Source organism: Intrasporangium calvum DSM 43043 (genome assembly GCF_000184685.1).
GTDB lineage: Bacteria > Actinomycetota > Actinomycetes > Actinomycetales > Dermatophilaceae > Intrasporangium > Intrasporangium calvum.
Map to the genome: position 1 here is coordinate 3,043,922 of NC_014830.1, position 15,598 is coordinate 3,059,519.

Consider the following 15,598-nt stretch of genomic DNA (forward strand, 5'->3'; position numbering starts at 1 on the left):
GGGCGGCCGGTCCCCCACCCGGACCGGGGCGGGGCGGGGCGGGGTGACCCTGCCTCACCTGGGACGGACGACCCGGCCCTCGTCCCACACCGGCTCCGTCGCCTCGTAGACCCGCCCGTCCGCGCCGAAGACGAGGAACCGGTCGAAGCCGCGCGCGAACCACCGGTCATGGGTCACCGCGACCACGGTCCCCTCGAACAGGTCCAGCCCCTCCTCGAGCGCCTCGGTGGACTGTAGGTCGAGGTTGTCGGTGGGCTCGTCGAGCAGCAGGAGCGTGGCCCCGGACAGCTCGAGCAGCAGGATCTGGAACCGCGCCTGCTGCCCACCGGACAACGACTCGAACCGCTGCTCCCCGGCGCGCGCCAGGCCGTAGCGGTCGAGCGCCCGGGCGGCCTCCTCGCGCGGCTTGCCGGCCCGGTGCTCGTCACCGCGGTGGAGGACCTCGAGGAGGGTGCGGCCGAGGAGCGACGGGTGGTCGTGGGTCTGCGCGAACCAGCCGGGCCGGACCCGCGAGCCGAGCCGGACGACACCGGTGTGCTCGACCGGTGTGGGCCGGACGTCGCCCACCGGCTCGTGCTCCCGCTCCGGGTCGGTCCCCCCGGCGGCGAGCAGTCGCAGGAAGTGGGACTTGCCGGATCCGTTGGAGCCGAGGACCGCGACCCGCTCGCCGTACCAGACCTCGAGGTCGAACGGCTTCATCAGGCCGGTCAGCTCGAGGCCGGTGGCGACGATGGCCCGCTTGGCGGTGCGCCCGCCCGTCAGGCGCATCCGGACGTTCTGCAGGAGCGGGACGGCCTCGGGTGGGCCGGCCTCGACGAACTTGGCCAACCGGGTCTGCGCGGCCTGGTACCGCGAGGCGAGCCCGTCGTTGTAGGCGGCCTTCTGCTTGTACATCAGCACGAGGGCCTTGAGCTTGGCGTGCTCCTCGTCCCAGCGGCGGCGCAGCTCCTCGAGCCGGGAGTTGCGGTCGAGGCGGGCCTGGGCGTAGGTCGCGAAACGACCGGGGTGCACCCACAGCGTCGCACCGACGCCACCCGGCTCGAGGGTGGCCACGCGGGTGGCGACCCGGTCGAGCAGCTCGCGGTCGTGGCTGATGAAGAGCACCGTCTTGGGCGAGGCGATGAGGGCGTCCTCGAGCCAGCGCTTCGTGGGCACGTCGAGGTAGTTGTCGGGCTCGTCGAGGAGCAGCACCTCATCGGGTCCACGGAGCAGCGCCTCGAGGACGAGCCGCTTCTGCTCGCCACCGGACAGGGTGGTCACCGGCCGCCACTGGGCCTTCTCGTAGGGCAGGCCCAGCGCGGCCATCGTGCACTGGTCCCACAGGGTCTCCTGCTCGTAGCCGCCGGCCTCGCCCCACTCGACGAGGGCGTGGGCGTAGGCGAGCTGGTCCTCCTCCGAGTCGCGCTCCATCATGAGCAGCTCGGTGCGGTCGATCTCCGTCGCCGCCGTGCGGATGCGCTCGGGCGCCACGGAGACGAGCAGGTCGCGCACGGTCGACTCGTCGCGGACCTTGCCGATGAACTGCCGCATGACGCCGAGCCCGCCGGACCGCGTCACGGCGCCCTCGTGCGGGTCGAGGTCGCCGGCGATGATCCGGGTCAGGGTCGTCTTGCCGATTCCGTTGGGCCCGATGAGCGCGACCTTCGCCCCCTCGCCGACGCGGACGGAGACGTCACGGAGCAGCACCCGCCCGTCGGGGAGGGTGTAGGTGACGGAGTTGACGTCGACGTGTCCCACAAGCGTCAAGCGTTCCGTATGCCGCTGGGCTCGGTCACCCGGTTATCCGAACGGGGTGCCCTCCCGCGCCGGCTCATCCCCAGGTCCAGGAGTCGAGGACAGCGGCGAAGGCTGCGAGCGCCTCCTGCTCGTGGGCGGGATCGTAGGTCACGCGGATCGGGAAGGCTCGCTCGGCGTAGATGCTGATCGCGTAGACGTGGCGCGTGCGAGGTGGCACGTCGACGATGACCCCCGCAGACGCGAAGCCGGCGACCTGCCGCCGCGGCAGGGCCCCCAATTTGCCCTCCCCGGAGAACCCGTCCTCGAGCTGGGCGACCACTTCGTCGAGACTGCGGGCACCCACGCCGAAGACCCGGTCGACGGCGATGTAGTAGGGCAGCGCCTCGTCGCGCGGAGCGATCGTCGAGTCCGGCTGCGGGTCCGCCTCGAGGTCCACCTCGGTCCAGTCCCGCGGGACGCTGTAGGCGTAGTCCTGGCCGCGGACCCGGGCCTCGCTGAGCGCCACGGGAGGCAGTGCGGTGGGGAGGGAGACGATCGGCACCGGAGCGCCCCGGGCGGGCGCCACGGCGGTGGATGCCGCCTCACCCGACGTGGACGGCGTCGCGTCGGAGCAGCCGGCAGCGGCGACCACCAGGCCCGCGGCGACGGCGAGGAGGGCGCCACGGGCGCGTTCTGCAGGACGGGACATGACTACGTCCAGGTCCAGCTCTCGAGGATCTCGGCGAAGTCGGCGGCGGCCTGGGTGGACGCAGTGGTGCCCGAGCTGAGGGTGAGCAGGTAGACGTGACTGTCGTGGTGCACCCCGTAGGAGCGCGCGACGACCTCGACACCCTGTTGGCTGAAGGAGGTCGTGAAGCCGGTGGCTCGCACCCCGCCGACGGTGACTCCGGGCGCATCCGAGACCGTGCGCCCGAGGTCCGCGAGCTCCTCCCGGCCCGTGGCCAGCTCGGTCGCGAGCAAGGCGGCGTCGCCCGGCGCGACGTGGATGACGAGGTTGGTGTTGAACCCGGCCGCCTTCTCCGACGACATCAGGACCAGGTCGATCCCGGGGACGGCGCCGACGGCGTCGGTGGCCTCCCCCCATCCAGCAGGGGGGAGCACGGAGTAGGTGCCACTGCGCCCGAGCACCGCGTCCGCCGCGTCGACCGGCACGGACGGTGCGGCTCCCGACGTGCCGGAGGTTGCCGTCGACGGGCTCGCCGGGGGCGCGGGCCGGGAGGTGGCGCCGGGCTGCGGTGCCTCGCTCGCGCATCCCGTCAGCAGCAGTGCCGCAGCGACGCAGGCGGCCCGGGCCTGCCGGGACCTTCGCGGCGCAGTGAGGCATCGGGGGAGCATGGCCAGATCAAACCACAGCGGCCCCGTCAGGCAGGGGCGTCCCCCACAGGCGGAGGTTCACGGCGGGCCCGAGCGGTCTCGGCGCGGCTCGCCAGCTCTGAGTCGGGGGGGTAGGTGACGGCCTCGAGGCTCAGTCCGTGCGCCGGCATCACCCGCACGTCGGCGGCGCGCTGGGTGCGCTGCTGCAGCTCGGCCGGCCAGGAGGTCGGCCTCCGCCCCTCCCCCACGGCCACCGCCGCACCGACGAGGGAGCGGACCATCGAGTGGCAGAAGGCGTCGGCCCGCACGGTTGCTGCGAGGACTCCATCGCCGAGGCGGACCCAGCGGTACTCGAGCAATGTCCGGACCGTCGTCGCGCCCTCCCGGCGTTTGCAGAACGCGGCGAAGTCCCGGAGCCCCACGAGGGGCCGGGCCGCCTCGTCCATCCGCTCCGCGTCGAGGGGCCGCGGCCACCACACCGTGTCGTGGCGGCGGAGGGGGTCGCGGAGGGCGTCCGCGTCGGCCAGTCGGTAGAGGTACCGCCGCTCCTGAGCCGAGAAGCGGGCGTCGAAACCCTCCGGTGCGCGGGCCACGCGGTGGACCACGACGTCCGGGTCCAGGAGTCCACCGAGGCGGCGCAGGAGCGCCTCCTCGGGCGTCCGGTTCGATCGGCCGGGCAGGGCGGCGAGCGCGGCCGGCTCGACGTCGACATGGACGACCTGCCCGCGGGCGTGGACGCCGGCATCGGTGCGTCCGGCGACCGTGAGGCTGACCGGCGCGGGGGCGCGCAGGACCGTCGTCACGGCGGTGGCCAGCTCGCCCTCGACGGTGCGGAGCCCCGGCTGGGCCGCCCACCCGGAGAACGCCGTTCCTTCGTAGGCGAGGTCGAGACGGAGGCGGACCGTCGTCGCAGGGCCATCGTCCCGAACCGTCGTCTGGACCGTCGTCTGGACCGTCATCGCAGTGGTGTCTCGAGGGCTGCGAAGACCGCCCTGCCGATCCGGCTGGCCCGGGCGATCCCACTGTCCTGGTCCGGCTGAGCTCGCTGCAAGAGGGCCATCGCGTAGTCGCGCCCGGCCCCGCGGACGTCGCCGACGCTGTTGATCACCCACGGGTCGTCGACGCGCATCCAGCCGTTCTTGACGTGGACGTCCACCGTGGCCGTTCGGACCGTGCCGACGCCCCAGCGCTGGCCGTCAATGACCTGGGCCATGAGGTCGAGCAGCGCGGCGTCGTCGTCGGGATGGGTCACGGGGTTGCCTGCGCGCAGCTGCTCCATGAAGCGGACCAGGTCGTTCGGGGTGGTCAAGGTGAGGCCCCAGTGGTCGGCGGGCCTGGCCCGGGCGGTCGCTGCGAGGCCGAGCTGGGCAGCGAGGTCGGCGATCGCCGCGTGTCCGCCGATCCAGGCGTAGAGGGCGTCGGCGGAGGCGTTGTCACTGCGGGTGATGGCCATGCGCGCCTGCTCCCGCCGCGCCGTCGTCAGGGTGCTGTCGGAGGCCCGGGCCTTGCGCAGGGCGGCGGCCACGATGAAGACCTTCGAGACGCTGCCCTTCGGGGCCAAGGCGTCGCCGCGGTAGTGCCACCACGCCCCCGTGCGTCGGTCCAGGACGCTGACCCCGATGACCGGGGAGCGGCCGCCGAGGACCTCGAGGACAGCCTTGGACAGGGCGGCGCGGCTGGGCGTGTCGGCGCGTGCCGAGGCGGCCGGGACGGCGCTGCGGGCGAGCACGCCCGCGATGTCGAAGGCGCGCCGCGCCGCCGTCCCGATCCCCCCGGACAGGGCCTCGCCGACGCTGCCGGACCCCAGCGCCAGGACCGCCGTGGGAAGCAGGAGGAGGGCGCCGCGGCGCGTCACCGACCGGTCGGGCCCCAGCGGCACGGCCGGGCGGGGGCACGGGACGCCCCGCCTGGGGGATCGCCTGGGGGATCGCCTGGGGGATCGCCTGGGGATCAGCTGCACGCCGTCATTGTGTCGCACTGACCCGCCTGGCTGATCAGTGCGGCAGCCGCGGGCGGGCGCGCAGAAAGGAGTGGCGCACCAGGCAGAGGCGCGGCGCGCAGGGGCGGCGCAAACGAACATCGAGTGTGCACTTGTGCCCGCACCGCCTCGGGAGGCAGGTGGAGCAGCACGTGCACACTCGATGTCAACGGCTGACTTGGGTCAGCCAGGGTTCAGCACGAGCTCACTTGGAGCCGGAGCCGGCCTTCTTGAAGCCGGCGGCCTCGGCGTCCTCCGCCGACTTGAACCAGAACTCCGCGATGGTCGCGTCGTACCACTGGCCGTCCGGCTCGTGGTACAGACCCGAGTCGGCGTTGCCCTTGACGGTGTAGCCCTCGGGGGCGGAACCGTCCTCGTTGGCCGGGGCGGCGCCGGCGGGCAGGTCGACGGCCGGGGCGTCAGCCTCGGCGTCGACCACCGCGGCAGCCTCGGTCGCGGGACCGTCGGTCGCCTCGACCTCGGGGGCGGCCTCGGTCAGCGTGAGGTCCTCGGCCTGGTCGGACTTCGCAGCGTCCTCGGCGGCCTTCGTCGCAGCGGCGGCCTTCTTGGACTCGCTCTGCTTGGCGGCGCGCTTGGTCGCAGCCTCGGCTTCCTTGACCGTCGCCTTCTTGGCCGACAGCGGCTCGCGGACGAGCTCGACGACGACCATGGGGGCGTTGTCACCCTTGCGGGCGCCGATCTTGGTGATCCTGGTGTAGCCGCCCGCGCGCTGCGCCATGTCCGGGGCGATCTCGGCGAAGAGGCGGTGGACGACGCCCTTGTCACGGACGACCGTGAGGACGCGCCGACGCGCGGAGAGGTCACCGCGCTTGGCGAACGTGATGAGCCGCTCGGCAAGCGGGCGAAGGCGCTTCGCCTTGGCCTCGGTCGTCGTGATGCGGTCGTGCTCGAAGAGCGACGTCGCGAGGTTGGCGAGGATCAGCCGCTCGTGAGCGGGACCGCCACCGACGCGGGGACCCTTGGTGGGGGTGGGCATTGTGTTCTCCTAGAAGGGGATCTGACCAAGCCGCTCGGGACTCCCCGGCAGCGAGGTCAAGCGGTTGGTCAGAGCTGCTCGTCCTCGACGAAGGACTCGTCGTCGTTGTAGTCCTCGTCGCCGTAGTTGTCCACGAGGGCCGACGGGTCGAACCCGGGGGGGCTGTCCTTGAGGGCCAGACCCATGCCGACGAGCTTGGCCTTGACCTCGTCGATCGACTTCGCACCGAAGTTGCGGATGTCGAGCAGGTCGGCCTCGCTGCGGCCCACGAGCTCACCCACGGTGTGGATTCCCTCGCGCTTGAGGCAGTTGTAGGAACGAACCGTCAGGTCGAGGTCCTCGATCGGCAGCGCGAGGTCCGCAGCCAGCGCGGCGTCGGTCGGCGACGGGCCCATGTCGATGCCCTCGGCCTCGACGTTGAGCTCGCGCGCCAGGCCGAAGAGCTCGACGAGCGTCTTGCCGGAGGAGGCCATCGCGTCGCGCGGGGTCATCGAGTTCTTCGTCTCGACGTCGACGATGAGCTTGTCGAAGTCGGTGCGCTGCTCGACACGGGTCGCCTCGACCTTGTAGGTCACCGCGAGGACCGGCGAGTAGATCGAGTCGACCGGGATGCGGCCGATCTCCTGGTCGCCGGACTTGTTCTGCTGCGCCGAGACGTAGCCGCGGCCGCGCTCGACGGTCAGCTCCATCTCGAGCTTGCCCTTGTCGTTCAGGGTGGCGATCGCCAGGTCGGGGTTGTGCACCTCGACGCCTGCAGGCGGGGTGATGTCACCAGCGGTGACGACGCCGGGGCCCTGCTTGCGCAGGTACATGACGACCGGCTCGTCGTGCTCCGAGGAGACGACGAGGCCCTTGATGTTGAGGATCATCTCGGTGACGTCCTCCTTGACACCCGGCACGGTCGTGAACTCGTGGAGCACGCCGTCGATGCGGATGGACGTGACCGCGGCACCGGGGATGCTCGAGAGCAGGGTGCGACGGAGGCTGTTGCCGAGCGTGTAGCCGAAGCCGGGCTCGAGCGGCTCGATGGTGAAGCGGCTGCGGTTGTCCGCGACGACTTCCTCGGAGAGCACGGGACGCTGTGCGATGAGCACTTTGTGTTTCCTTCCCACGGGCGACCGCCATATGACGCCTCGTGACGTCCGGGACGAGTCCCGGATGTGAGGCCCATCTCTGTCTGTGGGCCTCACTGGCCCGAGGGGCCCGCGCAGCGGCGGGGGAGCAGCCGCGCGGGTCCTTCGGGGGTTCTCGGGGGCGCAGGCCCGCTGGGGCCGTGCGCTCCCGAGGGGGTCAGTTCTTGGAGTAGAGCTCGACGATCAGCTGCTCGGTGAGCTGCGAGTCGATCTGCGCGCGCACCGGGAGCTGGTGGATGAGGATCTGCAGCGAGCCGGGCACGACGTGCATCCAGGCCGGCGGGGTGCGATCCCCGAACGTCTGGCGAGCCAGCTCGAACGGGAAGGTCTCGACGGACTGCTTGCGAACCGTGACCACGTCGAACTGCTCGACGCGGTACGAGGGGACGTCGACGCGAACGCCGTTGACCTCGAAGTGACCGTGCGTGACGAGCTGACGAGCGTGCCGACGCGTGCGAGCCAGGCCCGCACGGTAGACGACGTTGTCGAGCCGGGACTCGAGGATCTGGAGCAGGTTCTCGCCGGTCTTGCCGGGGCGGCGGGCCGCCTCCTTGTAGTACCGGACGAACTGCTTCTCCATGACGCCGTAGGCGAAGCGGGCGCGCTGCTTCTCCTGGAGCTGGGTGAGGTACTCCTTCTCCTGGATCCGGCGACGGCCGTGCTGGCCGGGCGGGAAGGGACGGAGCTCGAAGTTCTTGTCGCCGCCGACGAGGTCCATCTTGAGGCGGCGGGACTTCTTGGTGATCGGGCCGGTGTAACGAGCCATGTTTCTTAGTTCTCTCTCTCGCTCAGGCCGGGATCAGACGCGACGGCGCTTGGGCGGGCGGACACCGTTGTGCGGCGTGGGGGTGACGTCGCTGATCGCGCCGACCTCGAGCCCAGCAGCGGTGAGGGAACGGATCGCCGTCTCTCGGCCCGAACCCGGACCCTTGACGAAGACGTCGACCTTGCGCATGCCGTGCTCCATCGCGCGACGGGCAGCGGCCTCGGCGGCCATCTGCGCGGCGTACGGAGTCGACTTGCGGGAGCCCTTGAAGCCGACCTGGCCGGCAGAGGCCCAGGCGATCACGGCGCCCGTGGGGTCCGTGATCGAGATGATCGTGTTGTTGAACGTGCTCTTGATGTGAGCGTGCCCGTGGGCGACGTTCTTCTTTTCCTTGCGACGAACCTTCGTCACACGAGCCTTGGGAGGCATGTTTCTCCTACGTCAGAACTTGAAGTCGATGAGGACCCGACCGGCGAACCGATCAGGGTCACTTGGCCTTCTTCTTGCCGGCCACGGTGCGCTTCGGGCCCTTGCGGGTGCGCGCATTGGTCTTCGTGCGCTGACCGCGCACGGGCAGACCGCGACGGTGACGAAGGCCTTCGTAGGAGCCGATCTCGACCTTGCGGCGGATGTCGGACTGAACCTCACGGCGCAGGTCACCCTCGAGGCGGTAGTTGCCCTCGAGGAAGTCACGAAGCGCAACGAGCTCGGCGTCGCCGAGGTCCTTGACGCGGGTGTCGGGGCTGACGCCGGTGGCTGCCAGCGCCTCCTTGCTACGGGTGCGACCCACACCGAAGATGTAGGTCAACGCGACCTCGACGCGCTTGTCGCGCGGAAGGTCAACTCCAACAAGACGAGCCATGTTGGTGAATCTCCTGATTTCTGTTTTCGCGGAGGTCTGGTGCAGTCACCGGTCCGGTTTCGTGTCCGCCCTTCAGAACGGGCGGGCTCCGGTCCCCGGCCTCCGAGCCGGGGGTGACGTCCTGCGCCGACGCGACGGTCGGTCATCAGGGGCCGGGTGCTGCTGTTACTTCGTGTGCGTGCGGTCGAAGCTCGACGACACTGCAGGGTGTGGGTCTCTGCTCAGCCCTGGCGCTGCTTGTGGCGCAGGTTGTCGCAGATCACCATGACGCGCCCGTTGCGGCGAATCACCTTGCACTTGTCGCAGATCTTCTTGACGCTCGGCTGAACCTTCATCTGCCTGCTGTCTTCAGATCACGCGCCTGTCGCCGCCGACCCATGGCGGGCCGGCACCGTCAGGCGCTGTTCGGTAATCGGGAGTTGGTTGCTTCGTGCGCGTGCCCTCGCGGGCCCGTGCGCTCAGCGGTAACGGAAGACGATCCGACCGCGGGTCAGGTCATAGGGCGAGAGCTCCACCACGACCCGGTCCTCGGGGAGGATCCGGATGTAGTGCTGGCGCATCTTGCCCGAGATGTGTGCGAGCACCTTGTGACCGTTGCTCAGCTCGACCCGGAACATCGCGTTCGGGAGAGCCTCGACGATCGTGCCCTCGATCTCGATGACACCGTCCTTCTTGGCCATATCCTCCGTCAATCTGTTGGCGACCGTCCCTGGCTGGGTCGGCACATGAATGAATGGCGTGCAGGCGCACGACACCCAAGGATCAAGATTACGCCACTGGGGCGCAGACCGGAAATCGGCCGCACCCCTCTCCCACACGCCTGACCGGCCGACACACGGCGGGGTCCGCACACGGCGTGTCGGCCGAGCTCACTGTCCTCCCCGAGGAGGATCCCGGATGCCGCTGGGCTCGGCGCGTGGGAGGCGTCCGCGGACGTCCACGTCCACCTGCCGCGGGTCGGGGTCGAGGAGCGGTTGCATGCTCGCAGCCCCCAGAGCAGCGACCTACCGTGCGTGGTCGAGGCACGGTGACCGAGGAGCTACCTGCGACCCTCGATCTCGTCGGCGCGCAGTCGGACGAGGCGCGCGACCACGGCGTCCGGCACGGGCCGGTCCTCGGTGAAGCGGATCGTGCCCTTGGACAACGAGAACCCGTCCAGGTCACCGGCCACCGCGTCGACGACGGCGCTGCTGAACGGGAACACCGACAGGTGCTTCGCGGCCCAGACGACCGCCACGAGCGGCTTGCCGCGGTGCCGCAGGGCCGGCATCCCGTAGCCCATCCCCTCCTCCGCGTCCGGGACGACCTGTCGGGCGAGGTCGATGACCCGGGTCAGTGCGGCGCGGCGGCCGGCATCGTCGATCGCAGCCAGGTAGTCGGTGACGGTGCCCATGGGCCATGATCTCAGCGTGACTGACCAAGCGACAGTGCCAGCCGGCCCGGAGACCATCGAGGACTATGACGCCAGGATCCGCGCGGCGGCCGACGGGGAGGGCCGGCTCCCGGTCGCCGTCGAGGAGATGCCCGGGTGGGACATCTACCCCTACGAGATCGACAGCCTCCGGCTCAAGCCGCTCCAGCCCCTGGCCGACGTGGAGCCGGCCCGACGCGGCGAGGACGCGTCCGACTGCTGGTGTGCGCAGGCCGTCCTCGAGGACGACGGCCAGCTCGTCTGGAGCAACGACCGGTGGCGCGTTCGGATCCCCGGGTCGACCGGACTGCCGATCGCGCTGATCCTCAGCCCGCTGGAGCACCACGACGTGCCGAGCCTGCCCACCGAGCTGGCCGCCGAGATGGGCCAGCTCGTCGTGGCCCTCGGCGAGGCGATCGAGCGGCTCCCCTCCGTCGGTCGGTTCCACGTCGCCAAGTGGGGTGACGGCGGCGCCCACGCGCACCTGTTCTTCATGGGGCGCCCGGCCCGGATGCTCCAGTTCCGCGGTTCGCCGCTCATCGACTGGGAGGAGAACCTCCCGCGCGTCCCGCTCACCGTCCTCCAGCGCAACGCCCGTGCCGTCGCGGACCGCCTCGTCGTCCACGTGGGCGGCCAGGCGGGCTCGCTCGGCCGGTAGGAGCTCGACCGGGCCGTATGCCGCTGAGCCGGCTCAGCGGCATACGGAACCTTCGGGGTGGGCCGGCCCTCAGGCGGTCTGGTGGCGCGGGCGCTCGAAGAAGAGGACGGCGACGACTCCGGCCAGCAGCACCGCGGCGGGCAGGACCATCGACTCGGCCATCGCGGCCGCGAACCCGTCGGCGATCGCCGGGGGCATCGTGCCGCCGCCCTGGCGGATGGCGGCGCCGTCGGTGGGAATGCCGGGGAGGTTCGTCGCGAGCCGCGCCTGCATGAGCACGGCGATGGCCGCGCTGCCGAGCACGGCGCCGACCTGACGGGTCGTGTTGTAGACGCCGGACCCGGCGCCGGCCGCCGACATCGGCAGGTTGCGGGTGGCCGTCGCCGACAGCGGCGCCCAGAGGAACGGGCTGCCCACCCCCATCAGCGACATGGGGAGCAGCAGCTGCCACGTCTCGGTGTCGGGCCGCATCACGGAGGCCAGCCAGAAGATCGCCCCCGCTGTCGTCACGACGCCGAAGCTCGCCAGACTCCGCGGGTGGAGCCGGTCGGTCAGGCGACCGGCGACCGGGGCGAGACCTCCCGAGATGACCGCCATCGGGGCGAGCAGCAGCGCGGCCCCCGTCGGCGACAGGCCCCGCACTCCTTGGGCGTAGAGCATCAGCGGGAAGGCCATCGCCGTGATGGAGCAGCCGACGGCGGAGATGCCCGCGTTGGCGAGCGAGAAGTTGCGGTCCCGGAAGAGGCCGAGCGGAAGGAGCGGCTCGCGTGAGTTGCGGCGCTGCCACCAGAGGAAGACCCCGATGACGATGAGGCCGAGGATGATGAGCGCCGGGATGGAGACGGGCCCGGTGATGGTGCCCCAGTCGTAGGTCTCGCCCTCCTGGATGGCGAAGACGATGAGGAACATCCCCACGGCGGACAGCACCACGCCGAGCCAGTCGAAGCTGTGGGTGTGGGTCTCGAGTCGCGGCACGAGCCGGATGGCGAGGACGAGCCCGACGATGCCGACGGGAACGTTGACGAAGAAGATCCACTCCCAGCCGGGGCCGTCGGTGAGCAGGCCGCCGAGAATCGGCCCGACGAGCATCGCCACCCCCGCGGTCGCTCCCCAGAGGGCCATCGCCTGACCGCGCGAGGCCGCCGGGAAGGTGCGGGTGATGACGGCCATCGTCTGCGGCGTCAGCATCGAGGCACCGATCCCCTGGACGACACGGGCGACCACAAGGGCACCGATCGTGTCGGTCAGCCCGCACCACAACGAGGCCAGGGTGAACACGGTCAGGCCGATCAGGTAGAGCCGCTTGGGCCCATAACGGTCGCCGAGCCGTCCGGTGATGAGCAGGGGCACGGCGTAGGCGAGCAGGTAGGCGCTCGTGACCCACACGACCCCGTTCACGTTCGCGTCGAACGCGACCATGATCGCCGGCGTCGCGACCGAAACGATCGTCGAGTCGACGAGGATCATGAAGAAGCCCAGCACCATGGCCCACAGGGCTGGCCACGGGCTGCGCGGCGGCTCCTCCGTCGGCGCAGCGGTGCGGCTCCCCTCGCTCACGCGGGTCGTGCGTCCTTCGCTCGTCATGCCCTCGCCCCACTCCCCCAGCGGCCCGGGACCGCCCCGGACGCACAAGGAGCCCACACTCTCTCGGGAACCTGTGGGAATCCTGAGAGTCCTCTGAGTGCCAGGGCGAAGTGAGGTGACTCGGCGCACGCCGGTCAGGTCACGCCGGTCAGATCACGCCGGTCAGATCACGCCGGTCAGATCACGCCGGTCAGATCACGCCGAGCGCGAGGACGGCATCGGCGAGCTGGACGAACGACGACGTGTTGGCCCCGATGACGTAGTTCCCCGGTGCGCCGTACTCGTCCGCGGCCGCGGCGCAGCGCTCGTGGATGCCGCGCATGATCCCGGCCAGGCGCTCCTCCGTGTACTCGTGGGTCCACGAGTCCCGGGACGCGTTCTGCTGCATCTCGAGGGCGGAGGTGGCCACGCCACCGGCGTTGGCCGCCTTTCCCGGCGCGAAGAGCACGGCGGCGTCGCTGAAGACGCGGGTCGCGGCCGGTGTGCTCGGCATGTTCGCTCCCTCGGCAACCACCTGGACGCCGTGCTTGACCAGCGTGATCGCGGCGTCCTCGTCGAGCTCGTTCTGGGTCGCGCAGGGCAGCGCGATGTCGCACTCGACGTCCCAGATGCTGCCCGCCGCCACGTACGTCGCGGAGGGGCGCGCGTCGACGTAGCTGCTGATGCGCGCGCGCTGGGTCTCCTTGAGGTCCTTGAGCAGCTCCAGGTCGATCCCGTCCTCGTCGACGATGTAGCCACCGGAGTCCGAGCAGGCGATGACGCGGGCACCGAGCTGCTCCGCCTTCTCGACGGCGTAGATCGCGACGTTCCCTGAGCCGGAGACGACGACGCGCTTGCCGTCGAACGACTCGCCTCGGGACTTCAGCATCTCGTCCGCGAAGAAGACGGTGCCGTACCCGGTGGCCTCCTTGCGGACGAGGGAGCCACCCCACCCCAGGCCCTTGCCGGTCAGTACCCCGGACTCGTAGCGGTTGGTGATCCGCTTGTACTGTCCGAAGAGGTAGCCGATCTCCCGCCCACCCACGCCGATGTCACCCGCGGGCACGTCGGTGTACTCGCCGATGTGGCGGTAGAGCTCCGTCATGAAGGACTGGCAGAAGGCCATCACCTCACGGTCGCTGCGCCCCTTCGGGTCGAAGTCGCTCCCGCCCTTGCCGCCGCCGATCGGCATGCCGGTCAGGGCGTTCTTGAAGATCTGCTCGAAGCCGAGGAACTTGATGATGCCGAGGTTGACGCTCGGGTGGAAACGCAGGCCGCCCTTGTAGGGCCCGAGGACCGAGCTGAACTCGACCCGGAACCCGCGGTTGATCTCGATGTCCCCCGCGTCGTTGACCCACGGCACGCGGAAGATGACCTGCCGTTCCGGCTCGCACACCCGCTCGAGGACCTTGGACTCCGCGAACTCGGGGTGCTTGCGAACGACCGGCGCCAACGACTCGAAGACCTCGAGGACGGCCTGGTGGAACTCGCCCTCGCCCGGATTGCGCCGCAGGACGACGTCGTAGATGTCCTGCAGGTGCGGGTCAAGGGTGGTCATCGCGGTCTCCTGTGGGCTGTAGCGGGTCCTGCCGGCATCCTCCCGCCACTGGACTCGCCCCGCAGAAGCGTCCGAATCGCGAACCCCCTATCTCACCATGTGAGATAGGGGGGAGGGCCGAGGCGACCGGGCCCGCGCGGTGGGGTGCCGGGTCAGCCCAAGGGGGCGTATGCCGCTCCGTTCGCTTCCAGCGCAGCCTGGCCTCCGTCGATGGCCGTGAGGACCCACAGGCCCTCGGGACGCACCGCGACCGAGTGCTCCCAGTGCGCGGCCCGGGTGCCGTCGGCCGTGACCACGGTCCAGTCGTCGCCGAGGACGCGGGTCGACGACCCACCGAGGGTCACCATCGGTTCGATCGCGCCGGTGAACCCTGCCGGCAGCTTCGGCCCGCTCTCCCCCACGGCATAGTTGGGGATCTGCGGGTCCATGTGCATCTCGGTCCCGATGCCGTGGCCGACGTACTCATCGACGATCCCGTAGGTGTGGCCGTCGCGCTCCGCTGACGCCTCGATGCTCGCCTCGACAGCGTCGCCCACCGCGTAGAGCCGTCCGCCGACGCGCATCGCCGCGATGCCGGCGTAGAGGCTCGCCTCGGTGGCGGCGATGAGAGCCAGGTCCGCGGGACGGGCAGCCTCGGGTCCGCCGACGACGACGGAGACCGCGGCGTCACCGTTCCAGCCCCTCACCTCGGCACCGCAGTCGACCGAGACCACGTCACCGGCCTCGAGGACCCTGCCGCCCGGGATCCCGTGGACGACCTCATCGTTGACGCTCGTGCACAAGGTGTGCGAGTAGCCCGGCACGAGCTGGAAGTTCGGGATCCCGCCGTGACCGCGGATGAACTCCTCAGCCAGCCGGTCGAGCTCGAGCGTGGTGACGCCGGGGACGATGCGCTCCCGGAGCATCTCGAGGGTACGGCCGACGAGCAGCCCCGCCTCACGCATGAGGAGCAGCTGCTCGTCGGTCCGACCCTGGAGCTTGCGACGACCGAACACGGGGCGCGCTCAGTCCTCGGCTGCCGGCGTGGGCAGGGCGCGGATGATCCGGTCGGTGACCTCGTCCACCTCGCCCATGCCGTCGACCTGGACGAGGAGCCCGGCGTCGGCATAGTGCTCGGCCAGCGGGGCGGTCTCACGACGGTAGATCGCCTGACGCTCCCGGATGACTTCCTCGCTGTCGTCGGCGCGACCCTCGATCTCGGCGCGCTTGAGCAGCCGCTCGACGACCGCATCCTCATCGACGGTGAGCTCGAGCACGGCGTCGAGGGCGTGACCGCGGCGGGACAGCATCCCCTCGAGGGCCTCGACCTGACCGGCGGTGCGGGGGTAGCCGTCGAGCAGGAACCCCTCGGTCGCGTCGGGCCAGGAGAGCCGGTCCTCGACGATCTCGTTCGTGACCTCGTCCGGGACGTAGCCGCCGGAGGCGAGGATCGCCTCGACCTTGCGGCCGAGCTCGGTCTGCTCCTTGATGTTCGTCCGGAAGATGTCCCCGGTCGAGATGGCCGGGATCTGCAGGCGCTCGGCGATGTGCGCGGCCTGGGTGCCCTTACCGGCTCCGGGCGGGCCGAGGATGATCATGCGCATGAGGGCGTCCCCTCGGGGGTGGCGGTCGGGCAGGTGGA

General features: G+C 70.8%; 18 protein-coding genes. 1 reads left to right on the top strand and 17 read right to left on the bottom strand.

The genetic code is table 11. The features are described 5' to 3' along the window. Window positions 1-54 precede the first annotated feature (54 nt). From INTCA_RS13735 to INTCA_RS13795, 13 genes are all read right to left on the bottom strand, one after another. Complete coding sequence (locus tag INTCA_RS13735; RefSeq protein ID WP_013493533.1) at window positions 55-1,737, bottom strand: ABC-F family ATP-binding cassette domain-containing protein; 1,683 nt, start codon at window positions 1,735-1,737, stop codon at window positions 55-57. A 73-nt stretch (window positions 1,738-1,810) separates the two neighbouring features. Then, window positions 1,811-2,425: a hypothetical protein gene (locus tag INTCA_RS13740; RefSeq protein WP_013493534.1), complete on the bottom strand. Its 615-nt coding sequence runs from the start codon at window positions 2,423-2,425 to the stop codon at window positions 1,811-1,813. Window positions 2,426-2,427: 2 nt separating this feature from the next. Then, window positions 2,428-2,889, bottom strand: a complete 462-nt coding sequence (locus INTCA_RS13745) for a hypothetical protein (RefSeq protein WP_013493535.1) — start codon at window positions 2,887-2,889, stop codon at window positions 2,428-2,430. Between the two features lie 209 nt (window positions 2,890-3,098). After that, window positions 3,099-4,010, bottom strand: coding sequence for a tRNA pseudouridine(38-40) synthase TruA (gene truA / locus INTCA_RS13750; RefSeq protein WP_013493536.1), 912 nt, complete (start codon window positions 4,008-4,010; stop codon window positions 3,099-3,101). Continuing rightward, window positions 4,007-4,930 (bottom strand): serine hydrolase, encoded by a 924-nt coding sequence (locus tag INTCA_RS13755; protein ID WP_013493537.1) that lies wholly within the window; start codon window positions 4,928-4,930, stop codon window positions 4,007-4,009. Before INTCA_RS13755 ends, truA begins: the two co-directional genes overlap by 4 nt. 304 nt (window positions 4,931-5,234) lie before the next feature. Next, complete coding sequence (gene rplQ, locus INTCA_RS13760) at window positions 5,235-6,026, bottom strand: 50S ribosomal protein L17, sunset domain variant (protein ID WP_013493538.1); 792 nt, start codon at window positions 6,024-6,026, stop codon at window positions 5,235-5,237. A 68-nt stretch (window positions 6,027-6,094) separates the two neighbouring features. Next, complete coding sequence (locus INTCA_RS13765) at window positions 6,095-7,120, bottom strand: DNA-directed RNA polymerase subunit alpha (RefSeq protein ID WP_013493539.1); 1,026 nt, start codon at window positions 7,118-7,120, stop codon at window positions 6,095-6,097. A 196-nt stretch (window positions 7,121-7,316) separates the two neighbouring features. Next, entirely contained in the window at window positions 7,317-7,925 is a 609-nt protein-coding gene (gene rpsD / locus INTCA_RS13770; protein WP_013493540.1) for a 30S ribosomal protein S4, read from the bottom strand. Between the two features lie 33 nt (window positions 7,926-7,958). After that, window positions 7,959-8,354 (bottom strand): 30S ribosomal protein S11, encoded by a 396-nt coding sequence (gene rpsK / locus INTCA_RS13775; RefSeq protein ID WP_013493541.1) that lies wholly within the window; start codon window positions 8,352-8,354, stop codon window positions 7,959-7,961. A gap of 58 nt (window positions 8,355-8,412) precedes the next feature. Next, on the bottom strand, window positions 8,413-8,787 hold the full coding sequence (gene rpsM / locus INTCA_RS13780; RefSeq protein WP_013493542.1) for a 30S ribosomal protein S13: 375 nt from the start codon (window positions 8,785-8,787) through the stop codon (window positions 8,413-8,415). 221 nt (window positions 8,788-9,008) lie between these two features. Beyond that, entirely contained in the window at window positions 9,009-9,122 is a 114-nt protein-coding gene (gene rpmJ, locus INTCA_RS13785; RefSeq protein WP_007928044.1) for a 50S ribosomal protein L36, read from the bottom strand. Window positions 9,123-9,245: 123 nt separating this feature from the next. Continuing rightward, on the bottom strand, window positions 9,246-9,467 hold the full coding sequence (infA, locus tag INTCA_RS13790; RefSeq protein WP_013493543.1) for a translation initiation factor IF-1: 222 nt from the start codon (window positions 9,465-9,467) through the stop codon (window positions 9,246-9,248). Between the two features lie 359 nt (window positions 9,468-9,826). Continuing rightward, on the bottom strand, window positions 9,827-10,180 hold the full coding sequence (locus INTCA_RS13795) for an iron chaperone (RefSeq protein WP_013493544.1): 354 nt from the start codon (window positions 10,178-10,180) through the stop codon (window positions 9,827-9,829). A 16-nt stretch (window positions 10,181-10,196) separates the two neighbouring features. Between INTCA_RS13795 and INTCA_RS13800 the strand changes: the two genes are divergently transcribed. Then, window positions 10,197-10,856 carry a hypothetical protein gene (locus INTCA_RS13800; RefSeq protein ID WP_234423789.1) on the top strand — a complete coding sequence of 220 codons (660 nt, stop codon included), beginning with the start codon at window positions 10,197-10,199 and terminating at the stop codon, window positions 10,854-10,856. A gap of 69 nt (window positions 10,857-10,925) precedes the next feature. Here the strand turns inward: INTCA_RS13800 and INTCA_RS13805 are convergent, their stop codons facing one another. The 4 genes from INTCA_RS13805 to INTCA_RS13820 form a co-directional block, all read right to left on the bottom strand. Further along, on the bottom strand, window positions 10,926-12,440 hold the full coding sequence (locus tag INTCA_RS13805; RefSeq protein WP_052338017.1) for a DHA2 family efflux MFS transporter permease subunit: 1,515 nt from the start codon (window positions 12,438-12,440) through the stop codon (window positions 10,926-10,928). Window positions 12,441-12,630: 190 nt separating this feature from the next. Beyond that, complete coding sequence (gene gdhA, locus INTCA_RS13810) at window positions 12,631-13,977, bottom strand: NADP-specific glutamate dehydrogenase (protein ID WP_013493547.1); 1,347 nt, start codon at window positions 13,975-13,977, stop codon at window positions 12,631-12,633. Window positions 13,978-14,129: 152 nt separating this feature from the next. Then, window positions 14,130-14,972, bottom strand: a complete 843-nt coding sequence (map, locus tag INTCA_RS13815) for a type I methionyl aminopeptidase (RefSeq protein WP_013493548.1) — start codon at window positions 14,970-14,972, stop codon at window positions 14,130-14,132. Between the two features lie 9 nt (window positions 14,973-14,981). Beyond that, window positions 14,982-15,560, bottom strand: coding sequence for an adenylate kinase (locus tag INTCA_RS13820; RefSeq protein WP_013493549.1), 579 nt, complete (start codon window positions 15,558-15,560; stop codon window positions 14,982-14,984). Window positions 15,561-15,598 lie beyond the last annotated feature (38 nt).